Below are 21693 nucleotides of genomic sequence, written 5' to 3'. Positions count from 1 at the left end.
GTTATCTATACTTTATGAAATAAAACTATTTCCGACCGCTTCAGTTACAGTTTATTTTTTAAATTTATTAAATCAGATAATTCCCAAGTACACTGTTTACGTCGTGCACAACAACAAATGCCTGATCATCATTTGCTTTAATAAGCCGTTTCAAACGGTTAAGCTGTGATTTGTTAATAACTACAAACAATATATCTTTTTCTTCTTTTGAATAGTAGCCGTGGCCGTCTAATATCGTGACACCACGGTGTATTTTCGTATTAATTAAATTCGCCAGCAAATCCGGGTTCTGAGAAATAATCGTTACTGCTTTTTTCGGGTTCATACCTTCTATAATGAAATCCATTACTTTTGTTGCGATATATAAAGCGATGACTGTCAGCAGCACCTGTTCAAGTGACATTACTGTCAGACCGATTGTAATGACAATTAAATCGAAGAACAAAAGTGCATAAGAAACGTTAACATCGAGAAATTTATTGGCCATTTTGGCTAAAATCGTCGTTCCTGCTGTCGTTGAACCGATTCGGATAATTAATCCTATACCCATTCCGATAAACAGCCCGCCGAATACTGTGTTGATTAAAATCTCATCAGTCTGTATCTGCCATGATTCTGTTACCCAGAGAGCAAGAGACGTCATTGGAATTGTAAATATTGTATACAGCATTGCGCGTCTGCCTAAAAATTTAAAGCCGACGATAAGTATTATGAAGTTCAGTATTAAATTTGACAGTGCTGTCGGTATGCCATAAGCATAAAACAAAATAATGGAGATACCGATGAAGCCGCCCTCACCGAGGTTTCCTGCAATCATAAAGCCGTTCACACCGATAGCGAATAGAAACGATCCTACGATGATGGTCAGAGCGTTGATTAATGTCTGGACGGTAAACTCTGAGTTAAATGTCAGTCTTATCTTTTCGAACCGGGTATTTTTTAAAGCTTTTCTGATTTTCATGCATATCCCCCTTCGGCACTTGTACTTTTTCTATGTTATATTACTTTAACACATCTTTCAACGCATGAAAAAAGCCGTCACAGCAGACGGCTCAATTTTGCTTATATACTTTTTAATATTTTCCCATCTTTTGCTACAACTTTAATTTCATCGTTATTTTTCAGAATTCCTATATCTTCAAGCGGGTTGCTTTCAGTTAAAATGAAATCTGCAAGATACCCTTCTTTAACGACACCGAGGTCTTCAATTTCCATACATTCCGCTGCATTTTTCGTTGATATAACGATAGCATCCATCGGCGTTGCTCCCGATTCCACCATCAGTTCAAGTTCCCGCAGATTTGTACCATGCTTGAAGACTCCGGCATCTGTACCCATCGCAATCTTCACACCTGCGTCATATGCTTTCTTAAAGCTTGCTTTATGATCTTCCATTACTTCTTTAGATTTCTGAAGACCCACTGCGGAAATACCGAGTTCATCGGCAAATTCTATTACTGACACCGGTGCAAGCAGCGTGGGAACGAGATACGTTCCTTTCTCTTTCATCTGTTCAATCACTTCATCGTCCAGATAGATACCGTGTTCAATCGAATGAATTCCCGCTTCTACACAATTTTTAATACCTTCAAGCCCTTGTGCATGCGCCATTACTTTAACACCATTTCTAAATTCTGCTTCTTCAACGATTACTTTTAATTCATCCAGCGAATACTGAGTAAATTTAGGATGGTCTGTCGGGCTTGAAACCCCGCCTGTTGCCATCACTTTAATCACGTCAGCACCGGCCCGGAGTAGTTCGCGTGTCTTCTTGCGCACTTCTTCAACACCGTCAGCAATACCGTCCGGCATGCCTTCATAAGGCCGTACAATACCGAGCTCCACGCCCGAATAATTATAACCGTCACCGTGACCGCCTGTAATAGATAAAGCATTAATTGAAACCTGCATGCGCGGTCCGGTAACCAGGCCGTCATTAATTGCCTGCTTGAAGCCGAGAGAGCTTCCAAGTGCATCTCTTACCGTTGTAATACCTGCATTAATCGTTCTTTCAGCATACTGAGCCGCTTCATAGAAATGATACGAAAATGGTGTTGCAATTCTGTCGGCGAGCGGCTTAAATTCTGTAGATAAGTGTACATGCGTATCTATCATTCCGGGCAGCATGTATTTCCCTTGTCCGTCGATTACTTCAGCGCCGTTTGTTTCAACAGAATTTCCAACATGGGTAAAGCGGCCATCTTCAATAACAACCGTTACATTTTCTTTGACATCAGCACCGCTGCCGTCAATCAGATTAATATTTTCTACAATTAATTTACTCATTATATAAAAACTCCTTTTTTATAACATTCCCATAACAAATGATGCAACCACTATCGATGCAACAGTAACAGTAACAAACCCGCCAATCAGCATCGGTGTCACAATTTCATTAAATACACGTGTCTGATCAACCTGGTTGTCAGTCGTACTCCGCGATACTTCTTCACAAATAATATAATCACCCGGAAAACCGACCAGTGCAGTAAGTGCAATTGGCATTCCTTTAAACGGATGCCAGCCGACAGCTTTCGACGCGATAAATCCGCCGGCTGCAAGACCTCCGATACCACATGCTAAAATCAGCAGCACGGCAGGAATATTATTCACAACATCCTGCGGTGTAATACCGCCCATTGTACCGATAATAACAAAAATTAAAGCTACCATCATAAAGCTGAATGAGTTTGACTTTTCAAGCACTCCCTCGGGAAACAGTCTGCCGTTCAGCATTAAAATACCGAAGAGGAGACAGAATAATGTAAAGTGAACTCCTGTCCATTCGCTTAAGACAGTAGCCGCCGCCGCCAGTAAAAATACTGTGAATAATAAAATTACATTGTTCTTGAGCAGATTAAACCTTACCGGTGTTTCTTCTTCTTTTTGAGATTCTATTTCTTCTTCCGTTGCTTCAGTCGTGCTGACAAAATGTCCGGCATAGCGTTTTAAGAAGAATGAAATTAACGGCATCCCAATCGGTGTCTGGAAGGCTGCGATGAGCACCGGTACGACAATTAAAGCTGTCAGTCCGAGTTCCGTCAATTTTTCTGTTGTAATTAATAAAGCTACGACGCCGCCTGAAATCGGCCCGACACCGCTTGCCGCAGTTTCAAAATCGAAAACTAAAGGAACAATTAATAAAACCAAAACAAGCGCTCCGATTAAGCCGCTGATTGAAATGACGACTGCACGCCATTGTTTTTTTAATATACTTAAAGGCATCAAAGTTCCCATATGTATAATAAGCGGCCCGATTAATAATGCACCAAGTGCAGGCAGCGTAGATAATTCTAAAATATTTTCGGGGAATACTCCCGTCCATGTTAATAATAAGTAACCGATCATTGCTGTCATCAGCATTGGAATACGCGCTTTCGAGTAAATAGAAATAACCTCTCCAAGTGCCAGCAAAGCAAACAGCATGACGGTGGCAACTAATGGTTCCTCAATCATATTATTTCCCCCTTTTAAGGTAATGTTTGAATTATACGACAATTCAAACATTATTTAAATATGATTACGTTTCCATCATCCGAATTTTCCGAATTAATTGTTTTTATCATCCAGTATCCGCTTAAGATTTTTAATCATTATCTTAAATTCATTAAATCCATCCGCCGTTAACTCCTGGCTGTCGTACCGGTATTTCTTATAAAGGTCAATCATTTCTTTGTTGCTTTCACTCCTTATATTCATTCTTTCTGCCCATTCACTGACAGTTTCACCGTGATATCTTCCAAGTTCTTTTTTAGCAAGCCACTTCTCAAAAGCATAATATTGCTTTCTGATTCTGCTGTCCGGCTGAGATACACTCTCAGTTCTTTTTTCTTCAGGTATATTATCTGTCACAGCTGTTTTGTAGGTCTGCACCGCTCTATTTTCTTTTACAGGCAGGCTTCGTTTTCTAAAGTACATAAAAAGAAAAATAGCGATACAAGCAGCTGCCAGTACAAGTAATATAGTCATTACCGGCACATCGCTGATTGCGGCAGTCCCTTCAAAAGACTCTTCCACCGCATCTCCTTCATCATTAACTTCCATTTGTTCCTGTTCCATTTCAGGAAATTTAAACTCTACTTTCTCTAAAAACGAGAAGAACGGTCTCAGCATCATTACAAATCCGTTAAGCATAAAAATAAATAGCGTCTGTATACCAAATACAATATAGTTATACACAACAGTAAATAAAGCTGCTGATCCAAGCAGTACGAGAGATGACATTACTAATACCTGGAGGCGGGACCCCGCTCTGTAACTGCTGCCTGCCATCAGCATAATTATTCTCCCTAAAAAATAAAAGACAAACATGCCTGCAGCAATGAAATGAAGCAGCTGGTAATGCATAATTATAATATCTGAAGGAATCAGATTAATAACAAGCAGCAGCAAAAGCATAATTACCAGCATCAGATTGTTATAGTGATTATTAATATTGTCATGCATCTGTTCGAGAGTCCACACTGAATAACCGGCAATTAAAAACGCTGTCAGCCAATAAGAACCTGTAAGCATTAACAGAATAATTCCAAACGGCACAAGAAAGTAAATATAGGATAACTGCCACTTTCCCGCAATGAAATGACTCATTACAAGCAGGAGGGAAAGTATGCTGACTAAAGGAAGCAAGTGAGATTCATGTGCTGCTGTATTATGAATATTAATTAATATTCCAATAAACAACGGCACAAACATTTCCACGGTGTAGTAAAAGATAAACATCGAGTGGTATTTCATTTTATTCATCTGCTCACCGCCTTAACCGTCCCGGTATTTTTCCCGTATCTTTCAAGCCCCTTGTCATTCAGTTGATATATCGTAATGCCCCTGTGTAAAAAGTATTCGAGTTCTCTGTCGATTAGTGCATCCGTTTCTCCTGTAAAAATTATGTGGGTTGGCACCTTTTCATACAGCCTCACGTGGTTTAAAAATCTTTCGAAAGCTATCGTGAATGTTACTGTTTTAATTTTCGAGAGTGCTTCCAGCACCGGTCTGTAACTCCGGAGCCCATTCAGTTCATCGATTCTGAAATAGCTCCCTTTATCAAAAGTTTTCATATTTGCAATGAGACTGTAAGTAATTTCTTCTTTAGCGATCTCTCCAGTTAGAAAACTCAGCTTCTCAAATATTCTTTCGATATTCTCAGGAGGTGCGAATACTGATTCAGAGCGCAGGTTAACAAGTATCAGCCATTCGGTACAAGTTGTCTTTTCATAAATTTTAGATTGTAGTTCTCCCATTCTTGCTGACTGCTTCCAGTTAATATCTCTGAATGAATCCATCTCCATGTACTCTCTGTTGCCGAGCGTTAACAGCGGATCATTATACAGAGATTCATTATTTTTAAATAACCCTTGAGCAATTTTGAATTTAATCGGTTCATTATGAACAGCAAACTTATCCGGGTATATCATGATTTCATGTTTTGCAGAACCTATCTGTCTTAAATCCATATAACCAAAACCGAATATCCTGGGAATGCTTATACGGCTGTCAACGATGTAGCTCACGCCGCGTTTTACCGCAGTGTACGGTATTTCTATAACTGTTTCACTTTTAGACAGCACTGTAAATATCGCAGTTGTTTCTGTCTGCTGACGGATTTTCAGTGCCTGGTCGCTGAAAAACTTAATATCGTTGCCGGCAATAACTGTGAGCTCGGCACTTAAAATCGGCATGATACCCTTTTGTGCAATCCGGATCTTCAGCACACCGGACTCACCTTTATAATGCCTGACTTCATCATTAATAATGTCAACATGAAGATGTTTCATAACATTTCTTTCATAAAACCTGTTCAGCCCCATGGCTGACAGCAGAACACCAAGAATAAAAACAACGTAAATATTTATGGTCGCCGCATAAAAAATATCAAAAATAATCAGTACAGATGCGATTACTGTAAACAGCGAAGCAATCTGTGTCTCGCTATAGTCGTACTTATACCTCATCACGGCTCACTCCAAATTCAACAGGCACAGCTGTTTCATTTAAAATATCCTGTATAAGCGCCTCTCCTGTCGTAAGTGTCATCCCTTCTATATTGAGCACTATTCTATGAGCCAGCACATACGGCGCAATATATTTCACATCTTCAGGCGTGACATAATCTCTGTTATTAATCAGGGCCACGCCCATCGCTGCGCGTATTAAACCAAGGCTCCCCCTCGGTGAAACACCAAGTTCTGTAAATTTGTGATTTCGCGTCTTGCCGACTAAATCTATTATGTATTCTTTGACCGTATCATTAATACGAATTTCAGACGCCTGTTTTCTGAGCGTCATAATCTCTTCTTGTGTAAACACCGGATTAATTTCAATCTTATTTTTATTTCTATGCATATCGAGCATTTTTAATTCTTCACTCCGACCTGGATAGCTAAGTGAAATCTTCATTAAAAACCTGTCCATCTGCGCTTCCGGCAGTTCGAATGTGCCCTGCCTCGATTCAATCGGATTCTGGGTTGCCAGCACGATAAATAAATTATCGAGCTCTACGCGTTCTCCGTCTATTGTGACCTGCCGTTCTTCCATCACCTCAAGGAGCGCCGACTGCGTTCTCGGTGTCGCCCTGTTGATTTCGTCAGCAAGTAAGATGTTTGTTTTGACGGGCCCCATCCTCAAATTAAAACTCTGGGTCTTCGGATTATACATATTCATGCCGGTAATATCCGTCGGCAGCACATCCGGTGTAAACTGGATACGCGAGAATTCCCCGTCCACAGCGGCAGCCACAGCTTTTGACAATACCGTTTTCCCCGTTCCCGGCACGCTGTCGAATAATATATGTCCTTCCTGAATCAAGCTGATAAATACCAGCTCAAGTACTTTATCCTGTCCGATAATCACCTTTCCTATTTCTTCTTTAAACTGCGCAAGCTTTTTTACGGCTGACATTCAAAATCCCCCTTATTTTGTATACGTTTTCTTAATTATAGCAATATTTAAACAAAATAAAAAAGCACCGAGTAAGGGAGGTCAAACTCGGTACTTTCATTAAACATTATTCTGCAGGCTGACCAGGTTCAAACGCCGGTGTAAACATCTCATGTTCAGCTTCTTCCATTAACAGGTCGTAAACTTCCTGAGATGCGAGCGCGCGTTTTGCCGCCTGCATTTTTGGACTATCTGCTTTGCCTTCACGCGTTACCAGCTGGAAGGCAAATCTTTTTTCATCTTCATCTTCAAGTAAAATGGCATCTTTCGGATAAAGTCCGATATTCGCAATTAAATTCGGGTGTTCAAACACAAGCTCCACACCATCTTCATAGGCTGCTGTTAAGTTAAACAGGTCGACAGGTGTGAATTGGAGGTCTTTCGGGTTCTCAACAATATCGGACACCGCAGCATCGATGCCTGTATCTTCATCGAGTGTAATCAGTCCTGCACTGTCTAAAATCAGCAGTGCCCGGGCTTCGTTCGGCGGGTCACTCGGAATTGCGACTTCCGCTCCCGCTTCTATTTCATCAATTGAATCATATACCGGCGAGTAAAAACCGACATTAGAAATATATGCGGGCTGAATTGCAACAAGATCGGCTCCCGCTTCTTCATTAAAACCTTCCATATAAAGTTCGTGCTGGGATAAGCTGCCATCGACTTCATCATTAAATGTTGCTTCATTGTACTGAATATTATCGTTTACAGGCAGAAGTTCCATTGTGTAGGGCTCTTCAATCACTTCAGCTGCAACTTCAACCATAGAGGTCAGCGGTTCAGATTGAGAAGCGATAACAATATGCGTATCATTTTCAGATGCTGTACTTTCTTTATTATCATTGCTGCAGGCTGCAAGCAGCAGCATCAAAAGAAATAAAGGAAGTAATTTCTTCATCATTCTTCACCAGGCTCGAATGCAGGTTCGAGGTGTCCTTTCTCTGCAAGTTCATTCAGGAAATCATACACTTCCTCAGACGTGAAAGCTTCGTTTAAAGCTTTGATTTTATCAGAATCTTCATTACCTTCGCGTGCAACAACACGGATGGCGAAAGTATTTTCATCATCATCTTCAAGCAGCACCGCGTCACTCGGCGTCAATCCGAGCGGCTCAATATAGGTCGGATAGTTAAAGACCAATGGAATGCCGTCTTCATAAGACGAACTTAAGTTCAGCAGATCAACATGGGTGAAGTTCAAATCTTTCGGATTGTCTTCAATATCATCTACGGAAGCTTTGTGTGTAACATCATCAGCCAGTGTAATAATATCTGCATTATCGAGAATCATGAGTGCACGTGCTTCGTTTGTCGGATCGCTTGGAATTGCAACTTCAGCACCGTCTTCCAGTTCATCGATTGAATCGTATACCGGGGAGTAGAAACCGACAATTGCGTTATAGATTTGCTCCATCGCCACTAAATCGGCATCGCTTTCTGCATTAAACTGTTCCATAAATGGTTCATGCTGTGCAAAACTTGCATCAGCTTCATCGTTAAACACCGCTTCGTTGTACTGTATATTGTCAGCTACTTCAATCAGTTTAACCGTATAGGGTTCTTCAATTGCTTCCGCAGCTATTTCAACAATATCCGTCATCGGCGTCGTCTGCGAAACCACTGTAATTTCTGTATCCTCTTCAGCACTTTCTTCTTCGCTGCCACAGGCTGCCAGCACTAATACCAAAGCACTGACAATACTTAACAGCCAATATTTTCTCTTCATAATTTTAATCCCCTTTTATCTTTTATCAATTTTTCTTGCCAGCCATAGACCGAACCACTGTGCAATCTGCACAAAAACAATAATAACGACAATTGCAGTGTACATAATATCTGTTTCATACCGCTGATAACCGTAACGGATAGCGAAATCACCGATTCCTCCGCCCCCGACGACACCCATAATAGTTGAATATGATATAAAGCTTACGAACGCGGTCGAAAAACCTATAATTAAAGAGCTTCTTGCCTCGACAAATAAAAAGCGATAAACCAATTGCGGTATTGAAGCCCCGAGTGCCTGAGCTGTTTCAACAACACCTTTTGGCACATCTAAGAGGGACTGCTGAACAAAACGCGCGTACAGTGCAATCGCAATAACCATCAGCGGAAACGATGCCGCAACGGGATCTCCGGTAGCCCGGCCGTATACTTCCCGTATCAGCGGCTGCATCGCAATAACAAGCAGCAGGAAAGGAAATGAACGGACGATATTTACCACAACGTTCGCTGTATGGTATATAAATTTGTTCTGCAACGGTTTATCTTCATCAGTTAAGTAAAGCAGAGTTCCGAGCGGCAGGCCGAGAACAATAGCCGCAGCCATCGCAAAACCCATCATAATCCCTGTTTCATTTAAACTCGTCAGTAGATTCGGCCAATATTCAGCAACACGTTCAAAATAGACAGTAATCATCTCACTCATTTTTTAGCACCTCTACTATACGGTCGTAATACGAGGCATCGGAAAGTACATGAGAGGTCTGTTTTATATCGATCGTATCGATAACATTTCCTTCTTCAAGCACGAGTGTCCGGTCGCATAATTGTTTAATCACATTTAATTCATGGGTTACGACGACGATAGTCATGCCGTATACTTCATGGGCCTTTCTCAGTACGCTGACAATTTCGTCAGTAGTTTTTTCATCCAGGGCGCTGGTCGGTTCATCGCAGAGCAGTATTTTCGGGTTAGTGATTAAGGCCCGGGCTATACCGACACGCTGTTTCTGACCGCCCGACAGCTGTCCCGGGTAATTATCTTTTTTGCCGCTTAAACCGACGAAAGAAAGCACTTCTTCTGCATCAAGAGCGGATTCAAACTTGTGAAGCTTTAAAGGCAGAGTAATGTTTTCGAGCACTGTTTTATTATTAAGCAGATTGAATTGCTGAAAAATCATGCCGATTTTTTTACGGTATTTTCTTAACTGCTTTGGTGACAGGCTGCCGATATTATCGCCTTCCACGGTTACGGTTCCCTCGTCCGGTGTTTCAAGAGCATTAATCATCCGTAGCAGCGTCGATTTGCCGGATCCGCTTTCACCGATAATACCGAATTTTTCTCTTTTTTTTATATGAACAGATATATCGTTCAAGGCATTGAACGGTCCATCACGGCCCTGATACTGTTTAATAATCCCATTTAATTCAATCATTTAAAGCCTCCTTCGCAAATTACCACTGCAGTAAACTGTTATAATATAAACAGATAACATATGTAACAGTGTTAAACTGTATCAGTCTGTTCTCATAAAATTGTAAACAATACTATATCAGTTGTAAAGGGGGAAAATAGAATGAAGGCAGCAATGCCCTTTTTAACATTTGAAGGACGTGCTTTTGAAGCACTGGAATACTATAAAGAGGTGTTCCATCAGTTTGATATCATTCAGCTGGTGAATTATCCTGATTCAAATAAAATACAGCAGGCCATTATACGTATAGGCAATATGCATCTCATGCTCCGTGATTCCAAGGTTCCATCGGAATTCACCTTTACACCGAGCATGTCTGTTTATATTGAGTGTGAAGATTTAAATGAAATAGAACTGTTGTACAGAAAACTTAAGAAAAATGGTGCTATTCATATTCCGCTTGATGATTATAATATGAGCAGGCGGTATGCGTGGATTCAGGATCAGTTTGGTGTTTCGTGGCAATTAAATTTAATTTAAACACAAAAAAGCCATTCCTCTCTCTTCAGGAATGGCATCTTATATTATTTCTTATAGAGATAAAGCACTGATCAGTTTGTTTAAGAACGGACGTTTAACTTTTCCAACATTCTTCTTTTCACTTAAAATTGAATTATTATACGCAACTTCCTTATATTCCTGCATACGAACTTCTGCTGTAAGTTTATCAGATATAATCATTTTCACCCTCCTAATTTGAAATTATATATTAGAGTATTTCTCTGTACCTCTTTTATGTATCTTAATAATACTATATATACCAACGCTTTTCAAATGTTATGTGATGATTTTATCAAAGTAAATCTATTGTTAATTTTTAGTTAATTCACATACAAATAATATTATATGTAGTTAAGTTTTATATGTATTTATATTAAGATTATTTTATTCATAAAATTGTATATTAACCCGTCTTGTTATCGTTTTCATTCAGATCTTATGTATTGAAACGTTTTCATTATTTATGGTAAAAAATAAAAAAGAGCGAAATAGTCGCTCTTTTTTCAACTTATGTTACTTATGTTTATTTTTCAGTATTGCGACATTCAGCACGTGAGGCACCTTATGTTTTTTTTCATCATCTATAGAATCCAGCAGGTCTGCTATTTTTTCCATTGCCTTATCCATACGTTTTTGCTTAAAACTGACAAGCCATGAGGATGTGCCAAGTCTGCCGAGCCATTCCTGATCTGTAAATTTCACTTTATATTCGTGTTTGAAAAATTCTTCCAGATCCAGCTTTTCATGACGCCAGTCACTGAACCATTCTACGGGGAAACCATTAATCAGCTGAATTGAGTCTTCTTTAGAACCGGCCGGTTTCAATTCTTCATTCTTGGAACTTTTCTTAATAATTTTCATAGATTCTTTCATCATCTTATTGGCCACTTTGAAGCCGATATCCGCCACAATTAAAATGCCGTCGGGTTTTAAAATGCGCCTGACTTCTTTGGCTGCTTTGTCGCTGTCAAACCACTGCCATGCTCTCATCACAAAAACAATGTCATACGTATCATCATCGAGACCTGTTTTCTCTGCAGTGCCTTTTGTAAAATTGATTCTGTCATCTTTGCCGACATATTTCTTGCCGATTTCTATGAACTCTTCCGATGGTTCAACCGCATCTACAATCGCTCCGTAGCCGCTCAACGCTTTGCTGAGGAAGCCGGGACCGGCTCCGATATCTGCAACTTTGCTTCCCGACAATTCAATATTCCTTTTAGCCAGTTCTTCAAAAAATACACTCGGAATATCATTTCTGTGTTTAAAATACTCCTCGGCATAATTATGAAATTTTGTCTTCATAATAAGTTTCCCTCCACTAATACTGATTATCTTATATTATCAATGTATTTTACTCACATGTCCACCTTAAGGTTTGTTAAGATTTAAAGATACAGTTATTTTCATAAGGAGGATAATTATGACGCGTGTTTTAGTTTCTATCGTTATTATGGCATTATGCTTTTTGGGAATCCACTGGATTATTGAAACTTTCTTACCATCCATTCCTGATACGTATGCGCTGCCGATTTCCGTATTACTTGGTGCAACAATAGGTTTCTTTGTTTATATTCAGATTGATAATCGTATCGGATAAATCTTTTTAGTGAAATTATATTTAATATAGGGTATAATAGTTAAATTGATTTTAAGGTAAAGGGGAAAATAAATGTCTGAAACATCTCAAAAAAAACCGGATTACAAATTAATTATCATCTTATTATCCGGTGCTTTCATCTCGTTCTTATCGAACACTTTTTTAAACGTCGCACTTCCTGCAATCAAAAATGATTTCGGGATTTCAACTTCAGCTGTACAATGGGTTTCTACATCCTATATGCTGGTCTCCGGTATTATTATACCGACCACGGCGTATCTGATGCAGAAATTCAGCGCCAGAACATTGTTCTTAACCGCAATGTCGCTGTTTCTCCTCGGGACAATCGTCGCCGGATTCTCTCCTGCTTTTATCGCCCTTATTCTTGGCCGGATGATACAGGCTTCCGGTTCAGCAATGCTCATGCCGCTTTTAATGAATATTATGATCAGCAGTTTCCCGCCTGATAAACGCGGTACTGCGATGGGTCTATTCAGTTTAGTCATGTTCTTCGCCCCGGCAATCGGACCGACTGTATCGGGTATCGTAGTTGAAAATTACTCATGGCATGTTCTGTTCTACATGATGATTCCAGTGCTGATTATCGTACTCGTCGTTGGTTTCTGGCAGCTGCCGGAAATTCAGCAGAAACGCGAAGCCCATATAGATATTATGTCTATTATTCTGTCAACTATCGGTTTCGGGGGCGTGCTTTACGGGTTAAGCTCTGCAGGAGAAAACGGTCTCGCCAGTTCGAGCGTTTTAATTCCTCTGCTCATAGGTATTGCCGGTATTACGCTCTATGTAATCAGACAGTTTAAATTAGAGTTTCCAATGCTGGACTTCAGAGTATACAAGTATCCAATGTATACTATCGCTTCGCTGATTATCGGCGCAGCAAACATGGCTCTATTTGCCGGAATGATCTTAATTCCTATTTTCATGCAGGATATTCAAGGATTAAGTCCGCTCGACACCGGTCTTTTAATGCTTCCGGGAGCTTTGATTATGGGATTCATGAGTCCTGTGTCAGGTAAATTGTTTGATATGTACGGGCCAAAAACAATGGCAATTACCGGCCTTGCTTTGGCTGTTGTCACAACTTTCTTTTTGAGCCGTCTCGAAATAGATACATCATTTACGTATTTATTAACTATTTATATGGTTCGTGCACTTGGTATGACAATGGTCAACACGCCTGTTATGACCAACGGTATGAACTCACTTCCGTCACATCTGACTCCGCACGGTTCATCACTCAACAGCATGCTGAACCAGGTCAGCGGTTCAATTGGTATCGCGCTTCTGATAACAGTAATGCAGACATACACAAATATTACTGTGAACAATATGGATAGCCCGACAGAAGCGATGATTAACCAGGCGACACTGGAAGGTATCAACCTTGCCTTTCTCGTTGGTACCGGCTTTTTATTCCTCGCACTTGTCGCTGCCTTCTTCCTGAAGCAGTCAAGTTCAGCGGATACAATCGGCAAATCGATTGCCAGAGCACGCCCTATAAATGAAGACAATAAAAAAATCAGCAGAGATTAATCTCTGCTGATTTTTTTATTTTGCGTTAAGCTCGATAATTCTTATAATTGTCTTCGCTGATTTTTCCATATCATCAATAGATGCAAATTCAAATTTGCCGTGGAAGTTTTCTCCGCCTGTAAAAATATTTGGTGCCGGCAATCCTTTATAAGACAGCTGCGAACCATCTGTACCGCCGCGAATCGGCTCAATAACAGGTTCAATATCTAAAGATTTCATGGCTTCTTCAGCCAGGCTTACAATTGTCATATCTTCTTCGATAACTTCTTTCATATTGTAATACTGATCTTTCAGTTCCAGTTCTATTTTTGCTTCCGGATACTTTTCCCGGAATTCATCTATTTTCTGTTCCACTGTTTCTTTGCGTTCTTTAAATGCTGATGTATCAAAATCCCGGATAATCATACTGAATTCCGCTGTTTCTACGTCACCACTGAAGTTTAATATGTGATTGAACCCCTCATAGCCTTCAGTCTTTTCAGGTGTTTCAGCAGCATCAAAAGAAGTAATTATATCCGCAGCAATACGGACAGCATTCACCATTTTATTTTTCGCCGTTCCTGGATGAACACTGTTTCCAATTACTTTTACTGCTGCCCCTGCGGCATTAAAACTTTCGTACTGCAGCTCACCGACCGGGCCGCCGTCGACAGTATATGCAAAATCAGCATCGAATTTTTCAATGTCGAAGTCATGCGGTCCTCTGCCGATTTCTTCATCAGGTGTAAATCCGACTTTTACTGTTCCATGTTTTATTTCCGGATGACCGATTAAGTATTCCACAGCTGTTATTATTTCTGCGATACCCGCCTTATTATCGGCACCGAGCAGAGTTGTACCATCTGTAGTCATCAATGTATGTCCCTGATAATTATTTAAATTCGGAAATTGTTCCGGTGTCAGTACAACATTAAGCGCTTCGTTTAAAACAACACTGCCGCCTTCATATTTTACGAGCTGCGGTTTAACATTTGTTCCCGTAAAATCTGTTGCGGTGTCTACATGCGCTAAAAAACCGATTGTTTTTTTATTTTCAGCATTTGCAGGCAGTGTTGCAAAAAGATATCCTTTATCATCTAAATTAACATCGCTCATACCGATTGCATTAAGTTCTGTCTCGAGTTCTCTCAGCAGATTCCACTGTTTGTCAGTTGATGGTACTGTACCGCTTGACGCATCGGACTGTGTATCAATTTTCGCGTATCTTGCAAGCCGTTCAATTAATTCTTCTTTCATTATCTTCATCCCCAGTTTTTATATTTTGTTAATATCATTATAACCGTAAAATGATTCCTCTATGGATATACCGTCTATTGTAATCGTTTCTTTTCCAAGATAATACCCGCCCATATGCCTGTAAAAATTCACTGCAGGATTTTCCGACAGGACTGCAACAACCATTTTTTTGTAGCCGCGTGCTGCGAGATTTTGTACTGTGTATTCGAACAAGGCACGCCCTATCCCTCGTCCGTGTACGTGCTCATAAGAGTAGATCGCGTATAATTCGCCGTCGAAGCCCGGATATGTATCCTTGTCTCTGTTTTCACCGCCAATTGCAAAACCGACAATTTCATCATCCAGTTCAGCGACGTAGAGCGGCTGATTAACGGCAGCCTGTTTCCAGATTCTCTCTCTCTTTTTTACATCGAGACTGTCGAGGTAGCTTTTTGGCACTATACCCGGATAAGTCGTATTCCAGCTTTCAACCTGAACTTTCGCAATACCTGCCGCATCTTCCGGCACTGCCAGACGAATTATCATACATTCATCTCCTTATTTAAGAAATATCTGTTTTCAATCTTTCAGAGCGTTCATATCTTTCAAGACTCAGTTCAATCAGCCTGTCCAGTGTTTCGCTGTAGGGAATCCCTGAAGCTTCTAGCAGCTTCGGATACATGCTGATGCTTGTAAAACCGGGCAGTGTATTGACTTCATTAACGATAACTTCTCCATCCGGAGTTAAAAACACATCCACCCTTGCCATACCTTCACAGTCAAGTAACTTGAAAGCATCGTATGCAATCTGCTGAATCCGCTGCATTTCTTCTTCTTCCAGCTGCGCCGGGATATTTAAAAGCGCCCCGTTTTCATCCAGATATTTTGAACTGTATGAATAAAAGTCTGTCTGCGACACAATCTCTCCGGGAACCGAGACAAACAGTTCTTCATTACCGAGAACAGACACTTCAATTTCACGGCCTTTGATGCCGCTTTCAATCATCACTTTTGTATCGAATAAGAAAGCCGAGTCCAGCGCCTTATAAAATGATGATTCATCCGAAACTTTTGACACACCTACTGATGAACCCTGGTTGACCGGCTTGACAAACATCGGCACACTGAGCTTCTCAAGGGCCTGCTCATACGTCTGTCCATCTTTTTCATAGTAATTCAGTACAATTGACGGTGCGACTTTAATACCTGCAAGTTCAAGGAGCCTTTTCGTCATATCTTTGTCCATGCATACCGCTGAGCTGCGGACGCTGCAGCCGGCATACGGAAGCTCAGCGAGCTCGAGAAGTCCCTGTATACTGCCGTCCTCTCCTGCTGTGCCGTGCAGAATCGGCAGTACTGTATCAAGCTCAATCAGTTTTCCGTCAGCGGTCAGACCTTCGGACGGTATAACTGATATTTTTTTACTATTTGAATTATCCAGCATTTCTATTTTTTTATTATCAGCTGCCAGGAGCCACTCACCCTGTTTGGTAATATTAATCAGACTGATATTATACTTTTCTTTATTCAGCGCTTCAAATACGCTTTTTGCAGAACGCACTGACACTTCGTGCTCTGTCGATTTACCGCCGTATATAATACCAACGTTTATTCTCTTCATATTATAAGCTCCTCAAATCTGTTTATTCTGTACACCTGATTTTACACCACTTTGCTTTAGAAGTTAATTTTTTATAATACTGTTTTGTTTATTACTGCAGTCGGTAAAAATTTAATAGTGGTATAATTTAATTGTTTATATTACATAAGAAAAGGATGGGGCATGGTGAAGAAATTTTTATCTTATTACGCACCTTATAAAGTCTTATTCACAGTTGATTTTCTATCTGCTGTTATCGTCGGTTTGCTGGAACTCGCATTTCCTGTAATCGTCAGCATGTTCATAGATGAACTGCTGCCCACCGGCAACTGGCAGTGGATATTAATTGCTGCTCTGGGATTAGTGCTAATTTATCTGTTCAACACATTGATGCAGTTTATCGTAACATACTGGGGACATATGCTCGGGACGAACATCGAACGTGATATCCGGAATGACCTGTATGGCCATATACAAAAGTTATCGTTCAGATTTTTCGATAATACCAAGACCGGAAAACTGTTAACCCGCTTGACAAACGACCTGATGAACATCGGGGAAATGGCGCACCACGGACCCGAGGATCTATTCATTGCGGTTATGACGCTGCTCGGTGCTTTCGGAATTATGTATTACATCCATCCCGAACTTGCAATAATCGCATTTATTATCGTTCCGTTAATTTTAGTAATTGCCATTTACTTCAACAAAAAAATGACCGTCGCCTTTCGTGAACTGTTTGGCCGCGTATCTGAATTTAACCATCTAATCGGCGATAAAATCGGCGGCATCCGTCTGGTTCAGGCTTTTGCAAACGAAGATCAGGAACTTGAAGAATTTAAAAAAATCAACGACCGCTTCAGAGCCACAAAGTTAAAAGCCTACAAAATTATGTCTTTCAACACATCCAGCACTTATATGCTGATGCGGCTGGTCACTGTTTTCATCCTTATCGCAGGTGCCTATTACGTTATGCGCGGAGAGCTGACTTACGGTGAATTCGCAGCATTTATTTTAATTTCTAATATCCTGTTTAAACCACTCGAGAAAATTAATGCCGTCATTGAATTATATCCAAACGGTATTGCGGGCTTTAAACATTTTCTCGATACGATGGCGGTACAGCCCGATGTTAAAGAAAAAGAAGATGCGCTTGAACTGGGGAATGTGAAAGGTGATATTCAATACAGCAACGTGACTTTTAAATACGAAGAAAAAAATGTACTGACTGATATATCATTTAATATTTCTCCGGGTGAAACGATTGCTTTTGTCGGACCTTCCGGAGCCGGAAAAACTACCTTGTGCTCGCTGCTCCCCCGTTTCTATGATGTGTCGGAAGGCAGCATTCAGATTGACGGCACAGATATTAGAGATTTAACACTGTCTTCACTCCGGAAGAATATCGGCACAGTGCAGCAGGATGTATTCTTATTTGCAGGCACACTGAAAGAAAACGTCGCTTACGGCAAACCAGATGCAACAGACGAGGAAGTCTACGATGCACTTCGAAAAGCACAGCTGAAAGAACTTGTCGACAGTTACAGGGACGGACTTGAAACAATCGTCGGCGAGCGCGGTGTCAAACTGTCAGGCGGACAGAAACAGCGTATTGCGATTGCACGCATGTTCTTAAAAAACCCGCCGATTTTAATTCTTGATGAAGCAACCAGTGCACTTGATACAGCGACGGAAATGTATATTCAGGATGCACTGAACCGTCTTGCCGAAGGACGCACAACACTCGTTATCGCCCATCGTCTCGCAACAATTAAAAATGCGGATCGTATTATGGTCGTAACAAAAGACGGTATCGCTGAGAGCGGCACCCATGAAGAGCTCCTGTCACTCGACAGCGGTGTATATAAAGGACTTCATCAGGCTCAGTTCAGGCAAATATAAATTGACAAAAGAATTCTTAATTGTTAGACTAATTAACATTATTAAAACTTTAATTAATGAGAGTGATTTTTATGTTATCCACAATAAAAATATCACAATTAAATAAAGACTTTTTCAGCTATTTTAGATAGCGTCTGTATTCCATCGTGGATGCAGGCGAAACCTGATCTATGATGGCTGAATTAATGATGCAGAAAACCAGCCATTAGAAAAAATCTGATTGGCTGGTTTTTTATATTTACTTTTACCAGGCCAATTGGATTCTGTTAACAGAATCCAATCTGGTCTTTTTTAATATTAAAAATAAGGAGTGTTTCAAATGAAAATTGGTTATCAGGGCGTAGAAGGCAGCTACAGCACACTTGCATGCGCAGCATATGCCGGAAGTGAAGAGTATACAGCGGAGGGTTATATGACATTTAAACTGCTTGTTGAAGCACTTTTAAACGACGAAGTGGATTACATTGCGCTGCCTGTTGAAAACTCAACAAGCGGACCGATTACAAGAACAATAGATCTGATGAAATATCTGGATGTAAAAGCAATTAAAGAAGTATATGTGAAAATAGACCATGCACTTATTTCCAAAAATCCAATTGCGCTAGATAAAATAACTGAAGTATACTCGCATCCGGAAGCATTGGAACAGTGCTACACATATTTAAGCCGGTACCCAAATATTGAAGTGAAGGAATTCAGCGATACAGCAGGGGCTGTACATATGGTTAAAGAATCAGAGGACGAAACAATTGCAAGTATTGCGGGCAGCCATGCCGCTGAAATGTACGGCATGAATATCGTCCGTGAAAATATCAGTGATAATCCGCTTAATACGACGCGCTTTTTAATCTTCAAAAAAGAACTGAGCGAAAAAATTCTGCATGAAAAAACATCACTGTACATAGAATCTGATCACAGCACCGGTTCCTTAAGCGGCATTCTGGATATTTTTAAAACATATAATATCAACCTGCTCTATTTAATGAGCAGACCGATACAAAACAAACCATTCTCCTACGGTTTCTTTATCGATATTGAAAACGATTTAGACCGTCCGAATTTCGATGCCGCACTCTCTGTGCTGACAAAAGAAACGTCGTATATTAATATTCTCGGCAGTTATGATAAAGGACTCATCCCGGAGTATGAAGGAGTGATTCAGAATGAAGAATATACTGACAGGTAAAAATCATTTATTTACAAGAATTGCAATTGGCTTTGCGCTCGGTGTTATACTCGGTATATTCCTCCCCGGATTTTCGATGAAAATTAAATTCATCGGAGATATATACTTAAATATTATTCAGGCAATGATTATCCCGATTATATTTGTTGCAGTATCTACAGGTATTATTAATATCGGCAGCGGTAAGGATCTGGGAAGAATCGGATTTAAAAGTGTTTCGGTATTTGCTGTAATGTTCGTTGCCACAGCAGCAATCGGACTTCTGATTTCATATATTGTCAGACCTGGGAAGCATATTAATATTGGTTCGAGCAGCTATGAGGGAGAAGTAGCTATACCATCTGTTGAAGATTTTTTTATGAATATTATTCCCGATAATCTATTTATGGCACTGACTGAAGGCGATATACTTGCGACTATTATCTTTACTGTTATTTTTTCCATTGCTATTGTCGCCGTAGGAAAAGAAGCGGAGCCTGTGAAAAATTTTATCAACAGCCTCTCGTCAGTAATATTTAAAGTGCTCAATTACATTATGGAGCTGACGCCGTTCGGGATTATTTCTCTCATGGCATTTGCTGTAGCAGAATACGGAGCAGGTATATTCTCTTCTCTCGGACTCTATATTGTCACGGCGTATGCATCATGCATTATAGCCTTTATTATAGTAATGCTTATCCCGATATGGATATACACGGGCCTCACTCCTGCTGAGCTTCTTAAAGGCATTTACAAGGTCTGGCTCGTCTCACTTGCCACAACAAGCTCTGCTGTCACGATGCCCACCACTATCAAAGTGACAAAGAATGATTTTAAAGTCAGCGAATCGATTACAAATTTTGTCGTTCCTCTTGGAACAACAATAAACATGGCCGGCGGAGCAATATCTTTCAGTCTGCTCGCTGTATTCGTTTCTGACTTTTACAATATACCTCTCGGGGTCGGCCAGATTATTTATCTCGTTATTATCGCAACAGTAATTAATATGGCGGCACCGGGTATTCCGGGCGGCGGAATTGTACTCGGTGCATCATTCCTGACACTGCTCGGCCTCCCAATTGAACTGATGGGTCCGATTGCCGCTATATACAGGATCCTCGATATGGCCTACACTACGATGAACATAACCGGTGACGCGGCAGCGGCAATTTTAATTGATGAATCAGAAAAACGCCGTCATAATAAGAGAAGTATCAGCGCAAAGGCTTAAATATTTGCGCATAATCACTGAATCCAATATTCAAAAAACCGTCCGGAACACGATTCTTCCGGACGGTTTTGTCTATTTATCATCATTCTTTTGTATAAAGAAGCCATTCTCTTCATCCCACTCCGCGAAAAATACGTCTTCCAAATCCGCTCCGGTTTCTTTTTTGATGTTCTCCCTTAACCAGGATTCATCCCGATTAATATTTTTGAGTCTCTGATGCTCGACCTTCCCTCCGTCTATCAGTAGCTCCGGCAGGACGTTCTCACTGTACTCCTTCATTATTTCAACTCGTGTCGGCGCTTCTTCGCGTGCATACTGCATCACTGAAAGCTCTCCGCTTTCTTCAAGTATTCCGTATTTCACCTGACTTAGAGAAAATACATCTTTCATTCTCAGCAGCATCCGCACTTCATCAACGTCCATATTATTTTCATCCATTATCTTTCTGTCTAAATGACCTTCATTTATCAGCAGCTGTGGATCTCCTTGTGAAATACTTTTAAATCTCCGGCTTTTTAAAGCAAATTTTTCTAAAACAAATATAAGCAGCGCCCAGAAAAATATAGAGAACAGCATCTCATAAACGGGCACGGTCGCATCATACAATGATTCTTCTATAATGCCTCCAAGTATCAGAGCATAAACAAAATCAAGAGGAGTAACTTGAGCAAGCTCTTTTTTCCCGATCAATTTAAGAACAATCATGACTCCTATTAAACCTAAGGTTAATTTCATTGCATACATCAGCATATCTTCCATTTTCCTACCTCGCTTCATTCTTAAATGCTAAAAG

General features: G+C 40.4%; 22 protein-coding genes. 6 read left to right on the top strand and 16 right to left on the bottom strand.

The features are described 5' to 3' along the window. Positions 1 to 67 precede the first annotated feature (67 nt). The 10 genes from DFR63_RS07840 to DFR63_RS07795 form a co-directional block, all read right to left on the bottom strand. Entirely contained in the window at positions 68 to 961 is an 894-nt protein-coding gene (locus DFR63_RS07840; RefSeq protein ID WP_115885391.1) for a YitT family protein, read from the bottom strand. Positions 962 to 1062: 101 nt separating this feature from the next. Next, complete coding sequence (locus tag DFR63_RS07835; protein ID WP_115885390.1) at positions 1063 to 2286, bottom strand: metal-dependent hydrolase family protein; 1224 nt, start codon at positions 2284 to 2286, stop codon at positions 1063 to 1065. A gap of 18 nt (positions 2287 to 2304) precedes the next feature. Continuing rightward, positions 2305 to 3456: a hypothetical protein gene (locus DFR63_RS07830; protein WP_115885389.1), complete on the bottom strand. Its 1152-nt coding sequence runs from the start codon at positions 3454 to 3456 to the stop codon at positions 2305 to 2307. 93 nt (positions 3457 to 3549) lie between these two features. Continuing rightward, on the bottom strand, positions 3550 to 4746 hold the full coding sequence (locus tag DFR63_RS07825; protein ID WP_115885388.1) for a DUF4129 domain-containing protein: 1197 nt from the start codon (positions 4744 to 4746) through the stop codon (positions 3550 to 3552). Beyond that, a complete protein-coding gene (locus DFR63_RS07820; protein WP_115885387.1) occupies positions 4743 to 5951 on the bottom strand; it encodes a DUF58 domain-containing protein in 1209 nt (402 codons plus the stop codon). Before DFR63_RS07820 ends, DFR63_RS07825 begins: the two co-directional genes overlap by 4 nt. Next, positions 5941 to 6897: an AAA family ATPase gene (locus DFR63_RS07815; RefSeq protein WP_115885386.1), complete on the bottom strand. Its 957-nt coding sequence runs from the start codon at positions 6895 to 6897 to the stop codon at positions 5941 to 5943. Before DFR63_RS07815 ends, DFR63_RS07820 begins: the two co-directional genes overlap by 11 nt. A 106-nt stretch (positions 6898 to 7003) precedes the next feature. Next, the gene (locus DFR63_RS07810; protein ID WP_245954163.1) at positions 7004 to 7834 is read right to left on the bottom strand and encodes a MetQ/NlpA family ABC transporter substrate-binding protein; all 831 of its coding nucleotides are present in this window, start codon (positions 7832 to 7834) and stop codon (positions 7004 to 7006) included. Further along, positions 7834 to 8661, bottom strand: coding sequence for a MetQ/NlpA family ABC transporter substrate-binding protein (locus DFR63_RS07805; RefSeq protein WP_115885384.1), 828 nt, complete (start codon positions 8659 to 8661; stop codon positions 7834 to 7836). Before DFR63_RS07805 ends, DFR63_RS07810 begins: the two co-directional genes overlap by 1 nt. A 15-nt stretch (positions 8662 to 8676) precedes the next feature. After that, entirely contained in the window at positions 8677 to 9363 is a 687-nt protein-coding gene (locus DFR63_RS07800) for a methionine ABC transporter permease (RefSeq protein ID WP_115885383.1), read from the bottom strand. Continuing rightward, positions 9356 to 10093, bottom strand: coding sequence for a methionine ABC transporter ATP-binding protein (locus DFR63_RS07795; RefSeq protein WP_115885382.1), 738 nt, complete (start codon positions 10091 to 10093; stop codon positions 9356 to 9358). Before DFR63_RS07795 ends, DFR63_RS07800 begins: the two co-directional genes overlap by 8 nt. Before the next feature lie 141 nt (positions 10094 to 10234). Between DFR63_RS07795 and DFR63_RS07790 the strand changes: the two genes are divergently transcribed. Beyond that, on the top strand, positions 10235 to 10612 hold the full coding sequence (locus tag DFR63_RS07790; RefSeq protein ID WP_115885381.1) for a VOC family protein: 378 nt from the start codon (positions 10235 to 10237) through the stop codon (positions 10610 to 10612). A 51-nt stretch (positions 10613 to 10663) separates the two neighbouring features. Here the strand turns inward: DFR63_RS07790 and DFR63_RS11810 are convergent, their stop codons facing one another. Together DFR63_RS11810 and DFR63_RS07785 are read right to left on the bottom strand one after the other, a co-directional pair. Continuing rightward, positions 10664 to 10813: a hypothetical protein gene (locus DFR63_RS11810; protein ID WP_162842318.1), complete on the bottom strand. Its 150-nt coding sequence runs from the start codon at positions 10811 to 10813 to the stop codon at positions 10664 to 10666. Positions 10814 to 11146: 333 nt separating this feature from the next. Continuing rightward, positions 11147 to 11938: a class I SAM-dependent methyltransferase gene (locus DFR63_RS07785; protein WP_115885380.1), complete on the bottom strand. Its 792-nt coding sequence runs from the start codon at positions 11936 to 11938 to the stop codon at positions 11147 to 11149. A gap of 118 nt (positions 11939 to 12056) precedes the next feature. Between DFR63_RS07785 and DFR63_RS11805 the strand changes: the two genes are divergently transcribed. Beyond that, complete coding sequence (locus DFR63_RS11805; protein ID WP_162842317.1) at positions 12057 to 12233, top strand: hypothetical protein; 177 nt, start codon at positions 12057 to 12059, stop codon at positions 12231 to 12233. A gap of 72 nt (positions 12234 to 12305) precedes the next feature. Then, positions 12306 to 13787, top strand: a complete 1482-nt coding sequence (locus DFR63_RS07780; RefSeq protein ID WP_115885379.1) for an MDR family MFS transporter — start codon at positions 12306 to 12308, stop codon at positions 13785 to 13787. A gap of 15 nt (positions 13788 to 13802) precedes the next feature. On the opposite strand, the gene pepT is transcribed toward DFR63_RS07780, so the two are convergent. The 3 genes from pepT to DFR63_RS07765 are packed head-to-tail and all read right to left on the bottom strand — an operon-like array spanning position 13803 to position 16623. After that, entirely contained in the window at positions 13803 to 15023 is a 1221-nt protein-coding gene (pepT, locus tag DFR63_RS07775; protein ID WP_115885378.1) for a peptidase T, read from the bottom strand. Positions 15024 to 15041: 18 nt separating this feature from the next. Then, the gene (locus DFR63_RS07770) at positions 15042 to 15548 is read right to left on the bottom strand and encodes a GNAT family N-acetyltransferase (RefSeq protein WP_115885377.1); all 507 of its coding nucleotides are present in this window, start codon (positions 15546 to 15548) and stop codon (positions 15042 to 15044) included. Between the two features lie 16 nt (positions 15549 to 15564). Next, positions 15565 to 16623 carry a D-alanine--D-alanine ligase family protein gene (locus DFR63_RS07765; protein WP_115885376.1) on the bottom strand — a complete coding sequence of 353 codons (1059 nt, stop codon included), beginning with the start codon at positions 16621 to 16623 and terminating at the stop codon, positions 15565 to 15567. A 162-nt stretch (positions 16624 to 16785) separates the two neighbouring features. Between DFR63_RS07765 and DFR63_RS07760 the strand changes: the two genes are divergently transcribed. From DFR63_RS07760 to DFR63_RS07750, 3 genes are all read left to right on the top strand, one after another. After that, the gene (locus DFR63_RS07760; RefSeq protein WP_115885375.1) at positions 16786 to 18504 is read left to right on the top strand and encodes an ABC transporter ATP-binding protein; all 1719 of its coding nucleotides are present in this window, start codon (positions 16786 to 16788) and stop codon (positions 18502 to 18504) included. 319 nt (positions 18505 to 18823) lie between these two features. Next, positions 18824 to 19690 carry a prephenate dehydratase gene (locus tag DFR63_RS07755; RefSeq protein WP_115885374.1) on the top strand — a complete coding sequence of 289 codons (867 nt, stop codon included), beginning with the start codon at positions 18824 to 18826 and terminating at the stop codon, positions 19688 to 19690. Beyond that, a complete protein-coding gene (locus DFR63_RS07750; protein ID WP_115885373.1) occupies positions 19668 to 20900 on the top strand; it encodes a dicarboxylate/amino acid:cation symporter in 1233 nt (410 codons plus the stop codon). The genes DFR63_RS07755 and DFR63_RS07750 overlap by 23 nt, the downstream gene beginning before the upstream one ends. A gap of 72 nt (positions 20901 to 20972) precedes the next feature. Here DFR63_RS07750 and DFR63_RS07745 read toward each other — a convergent pair whose 3' ends face one another. Next, positions 20973 to 21659, bottom strand: a complete 687-nt coding sequence (locus DFR63_RS07745) for a DUF421 domain-containing protein (RefSeq protein ID WP_162842316.1) — start codon at positions 21657 to 21659, stop codon at positions 20973 to 20975. Positions 21660 to 21693 lie beyond the last annotated feature (34 nt).

The organism is Jeotgalicoccus halotolerans (genome assembly GCF_003387165.1).
GTDB lineage: Bacteria > Bacillota > Bacilli > Staphylococcales > Salinicoccaceae > Jeotgalicoccus > Jeotgalicoccus halotolerans.
This window is presented reverse-complemented; position numbering and strand designations above follow the sequence as displayed.

What these genes read in the sequence shown, in the direction of transcription:
- DFR63_RS07810 (WP_245954163.1), bottom strand. Translation starts at nt 7,834, where the DNA reads ATGAAGAAATTACTTCCTTTATTTCTTTTGATGCTGCTGCTTGCAGCC.
- DFR63_RS07790 (WP_115885381.1), top strand. Translation starts at nt 10,235, where the DNA reads ATGAAGGCAGCAATGCCCTTTTTAACATTTGAAGGACGTGCTTTTGAA.
- DFR63_RS07750 (WP_115885373.1), top strand. Translation starts at nt 19,668, where the DNA reads ATGAAGAATATACTGACAGGTAAAAATCATTTATTTACAAGAATTGCA.
- DFR63_RS07780 (WP_115885379.1), top strand. Translation starts at nt 12,306, where the DNA reads ATGTCTGAAACATCTCAAAAAAAACCGGATTACAAATTAATTATCATC.
- DFR63_RS07820 (WP_115885387.1), bottom strand. Translation starts at nt 5,951, where the DNA reads ATGAGGTATAAGTACGACTATAGCGAGACACAGATTGCTTCGCTGTTT.
- DFR63_RS07825 (WP_115885388.1), bottom strand. Translation starts at nt 4,746, where the DNA reads ATGAATAAAATGAAATACCACTCGATGTTTATCTTTTACTACACCGTG.
- DFR63_RS07745 (WP_162842316.1), bottom strand. Translation starts at nt 21,659, where the DNA reads ATGGAAGATATGCTGATGTATGCAATGAAATTAACCTTAGGTTTAATA.
- DFR63_RS11810 (WP_162842318.1), bottom strand. Translation starts at nt 10,813, where the DNA reads ATGATTATATCTGATAAACTTACAGCAGAAGTTCGTATGCAGGAATAT.
- DFR63_RS07760 (WP_115885375.1), top strand. Translation starts at nt 16,786, where the DNA reads ATGGTGAAGAAATTTTTATCTTATTACGCACCTTATAAAGTCTTATTC.
- pepT (WP_115885378.1), bottom strand. Translation starts at nt 15,023, where the DNA reads ATGAAAGAAGAATTAATTGAACGGCTTGCAAGATACGCGAAAATTGAT.
- DFR63_RS07755 (WP_115885374.1), top strand. Translation starts at nt 18,824, where the DNA reads ATGAAAATTGGTTATCAGGGCGTAGAAGGCAGCTACAGCACACTTGCA.
- DFR63_RS07770 (WP_115885377.1), bottom strand. Translation starts at nt 15,548, where the DNA reads ATGATAATTCGTCTGGCAGTGCCGGAAGATGCGGCAGGTATTGCGAAA.
- DFR63_RS07830 (WP_115885389.1), bottom strand. Translation starts at nt 3,456, where the DNA reads ATGATTGAGGAACCATTAGTTGCCACCGTCATGCTGTTTGCTTTGCTG.
- DFR63_RS07765 (WP_115885376.1), bottom strand. Translation starts at nt 16,623, where the DNA reads ATGAAGAGAATAAACGTTGGTATTATATACGGCGGTAAATCGACAGAG.
- DFR63_RS07815 (WP_115885386.1), bottom strand. Translation starts at nt 6,897, where the DNA reads ATGTCAGCCGTAAAAAAGCTTGCGCAGTTTAAAGAAGAAATAGGAAAG.
- DFR63_RS07840 (WP_115885391.1), bottom strand. Translation starts at nt 961, where the DNA reads ATGAAAATCAGAAAAGCTTTAAAAAATACCCGGTTCGAAAAGATAAGA.
- DFR63_RS11805 (WP_162842317.1), top strand. Translation starts at nt 12,057, where the DNA reads ATGACGCGTGTTTTAGTTTCTATCGTTATTATGGCATTATGCTTTTTG.
- DFR63_RS07785 (WP_115885380.1), bottom strand. Translation starts at nt 11,938, where the DNA reads ATGAAGACAAAATTTCATAATTATGCCGAGGAGTATTTTAAACACAGA.
- DFR63_RS07795 (WP_115885382.1), bottom strand. Translation starts at nt 10,093, where the DNA reads ATGATTGAATTAAATGGGATTATTAAACAGTATCAGGGCCGTGATGGA.
- DFR63_RS07800 (WP_115885383.1), bottom strand. Translation starts at nt 9,363, where the DNA reads ATGAGTGAGATGATTACTGTCTATTTTGAACGTGTTGCTGAATATTGG.
- DFR63_RS07805 (WP_115885384.1), bottom strand. Translation starts at nt 8,661, where the DNA reads ATGAAGAGAAAATATTGGCTGTTAAGTATTGTCAGTGCTTTGGTATTA.
- DFR63_RS07835 (WP_115885390.1), bottom strand. Translation starts at nt 2,286, where the DNA reads ATGAGTAAATTAATTGTAGAAAATATTAATCTGATTGACGGCAGCGGT.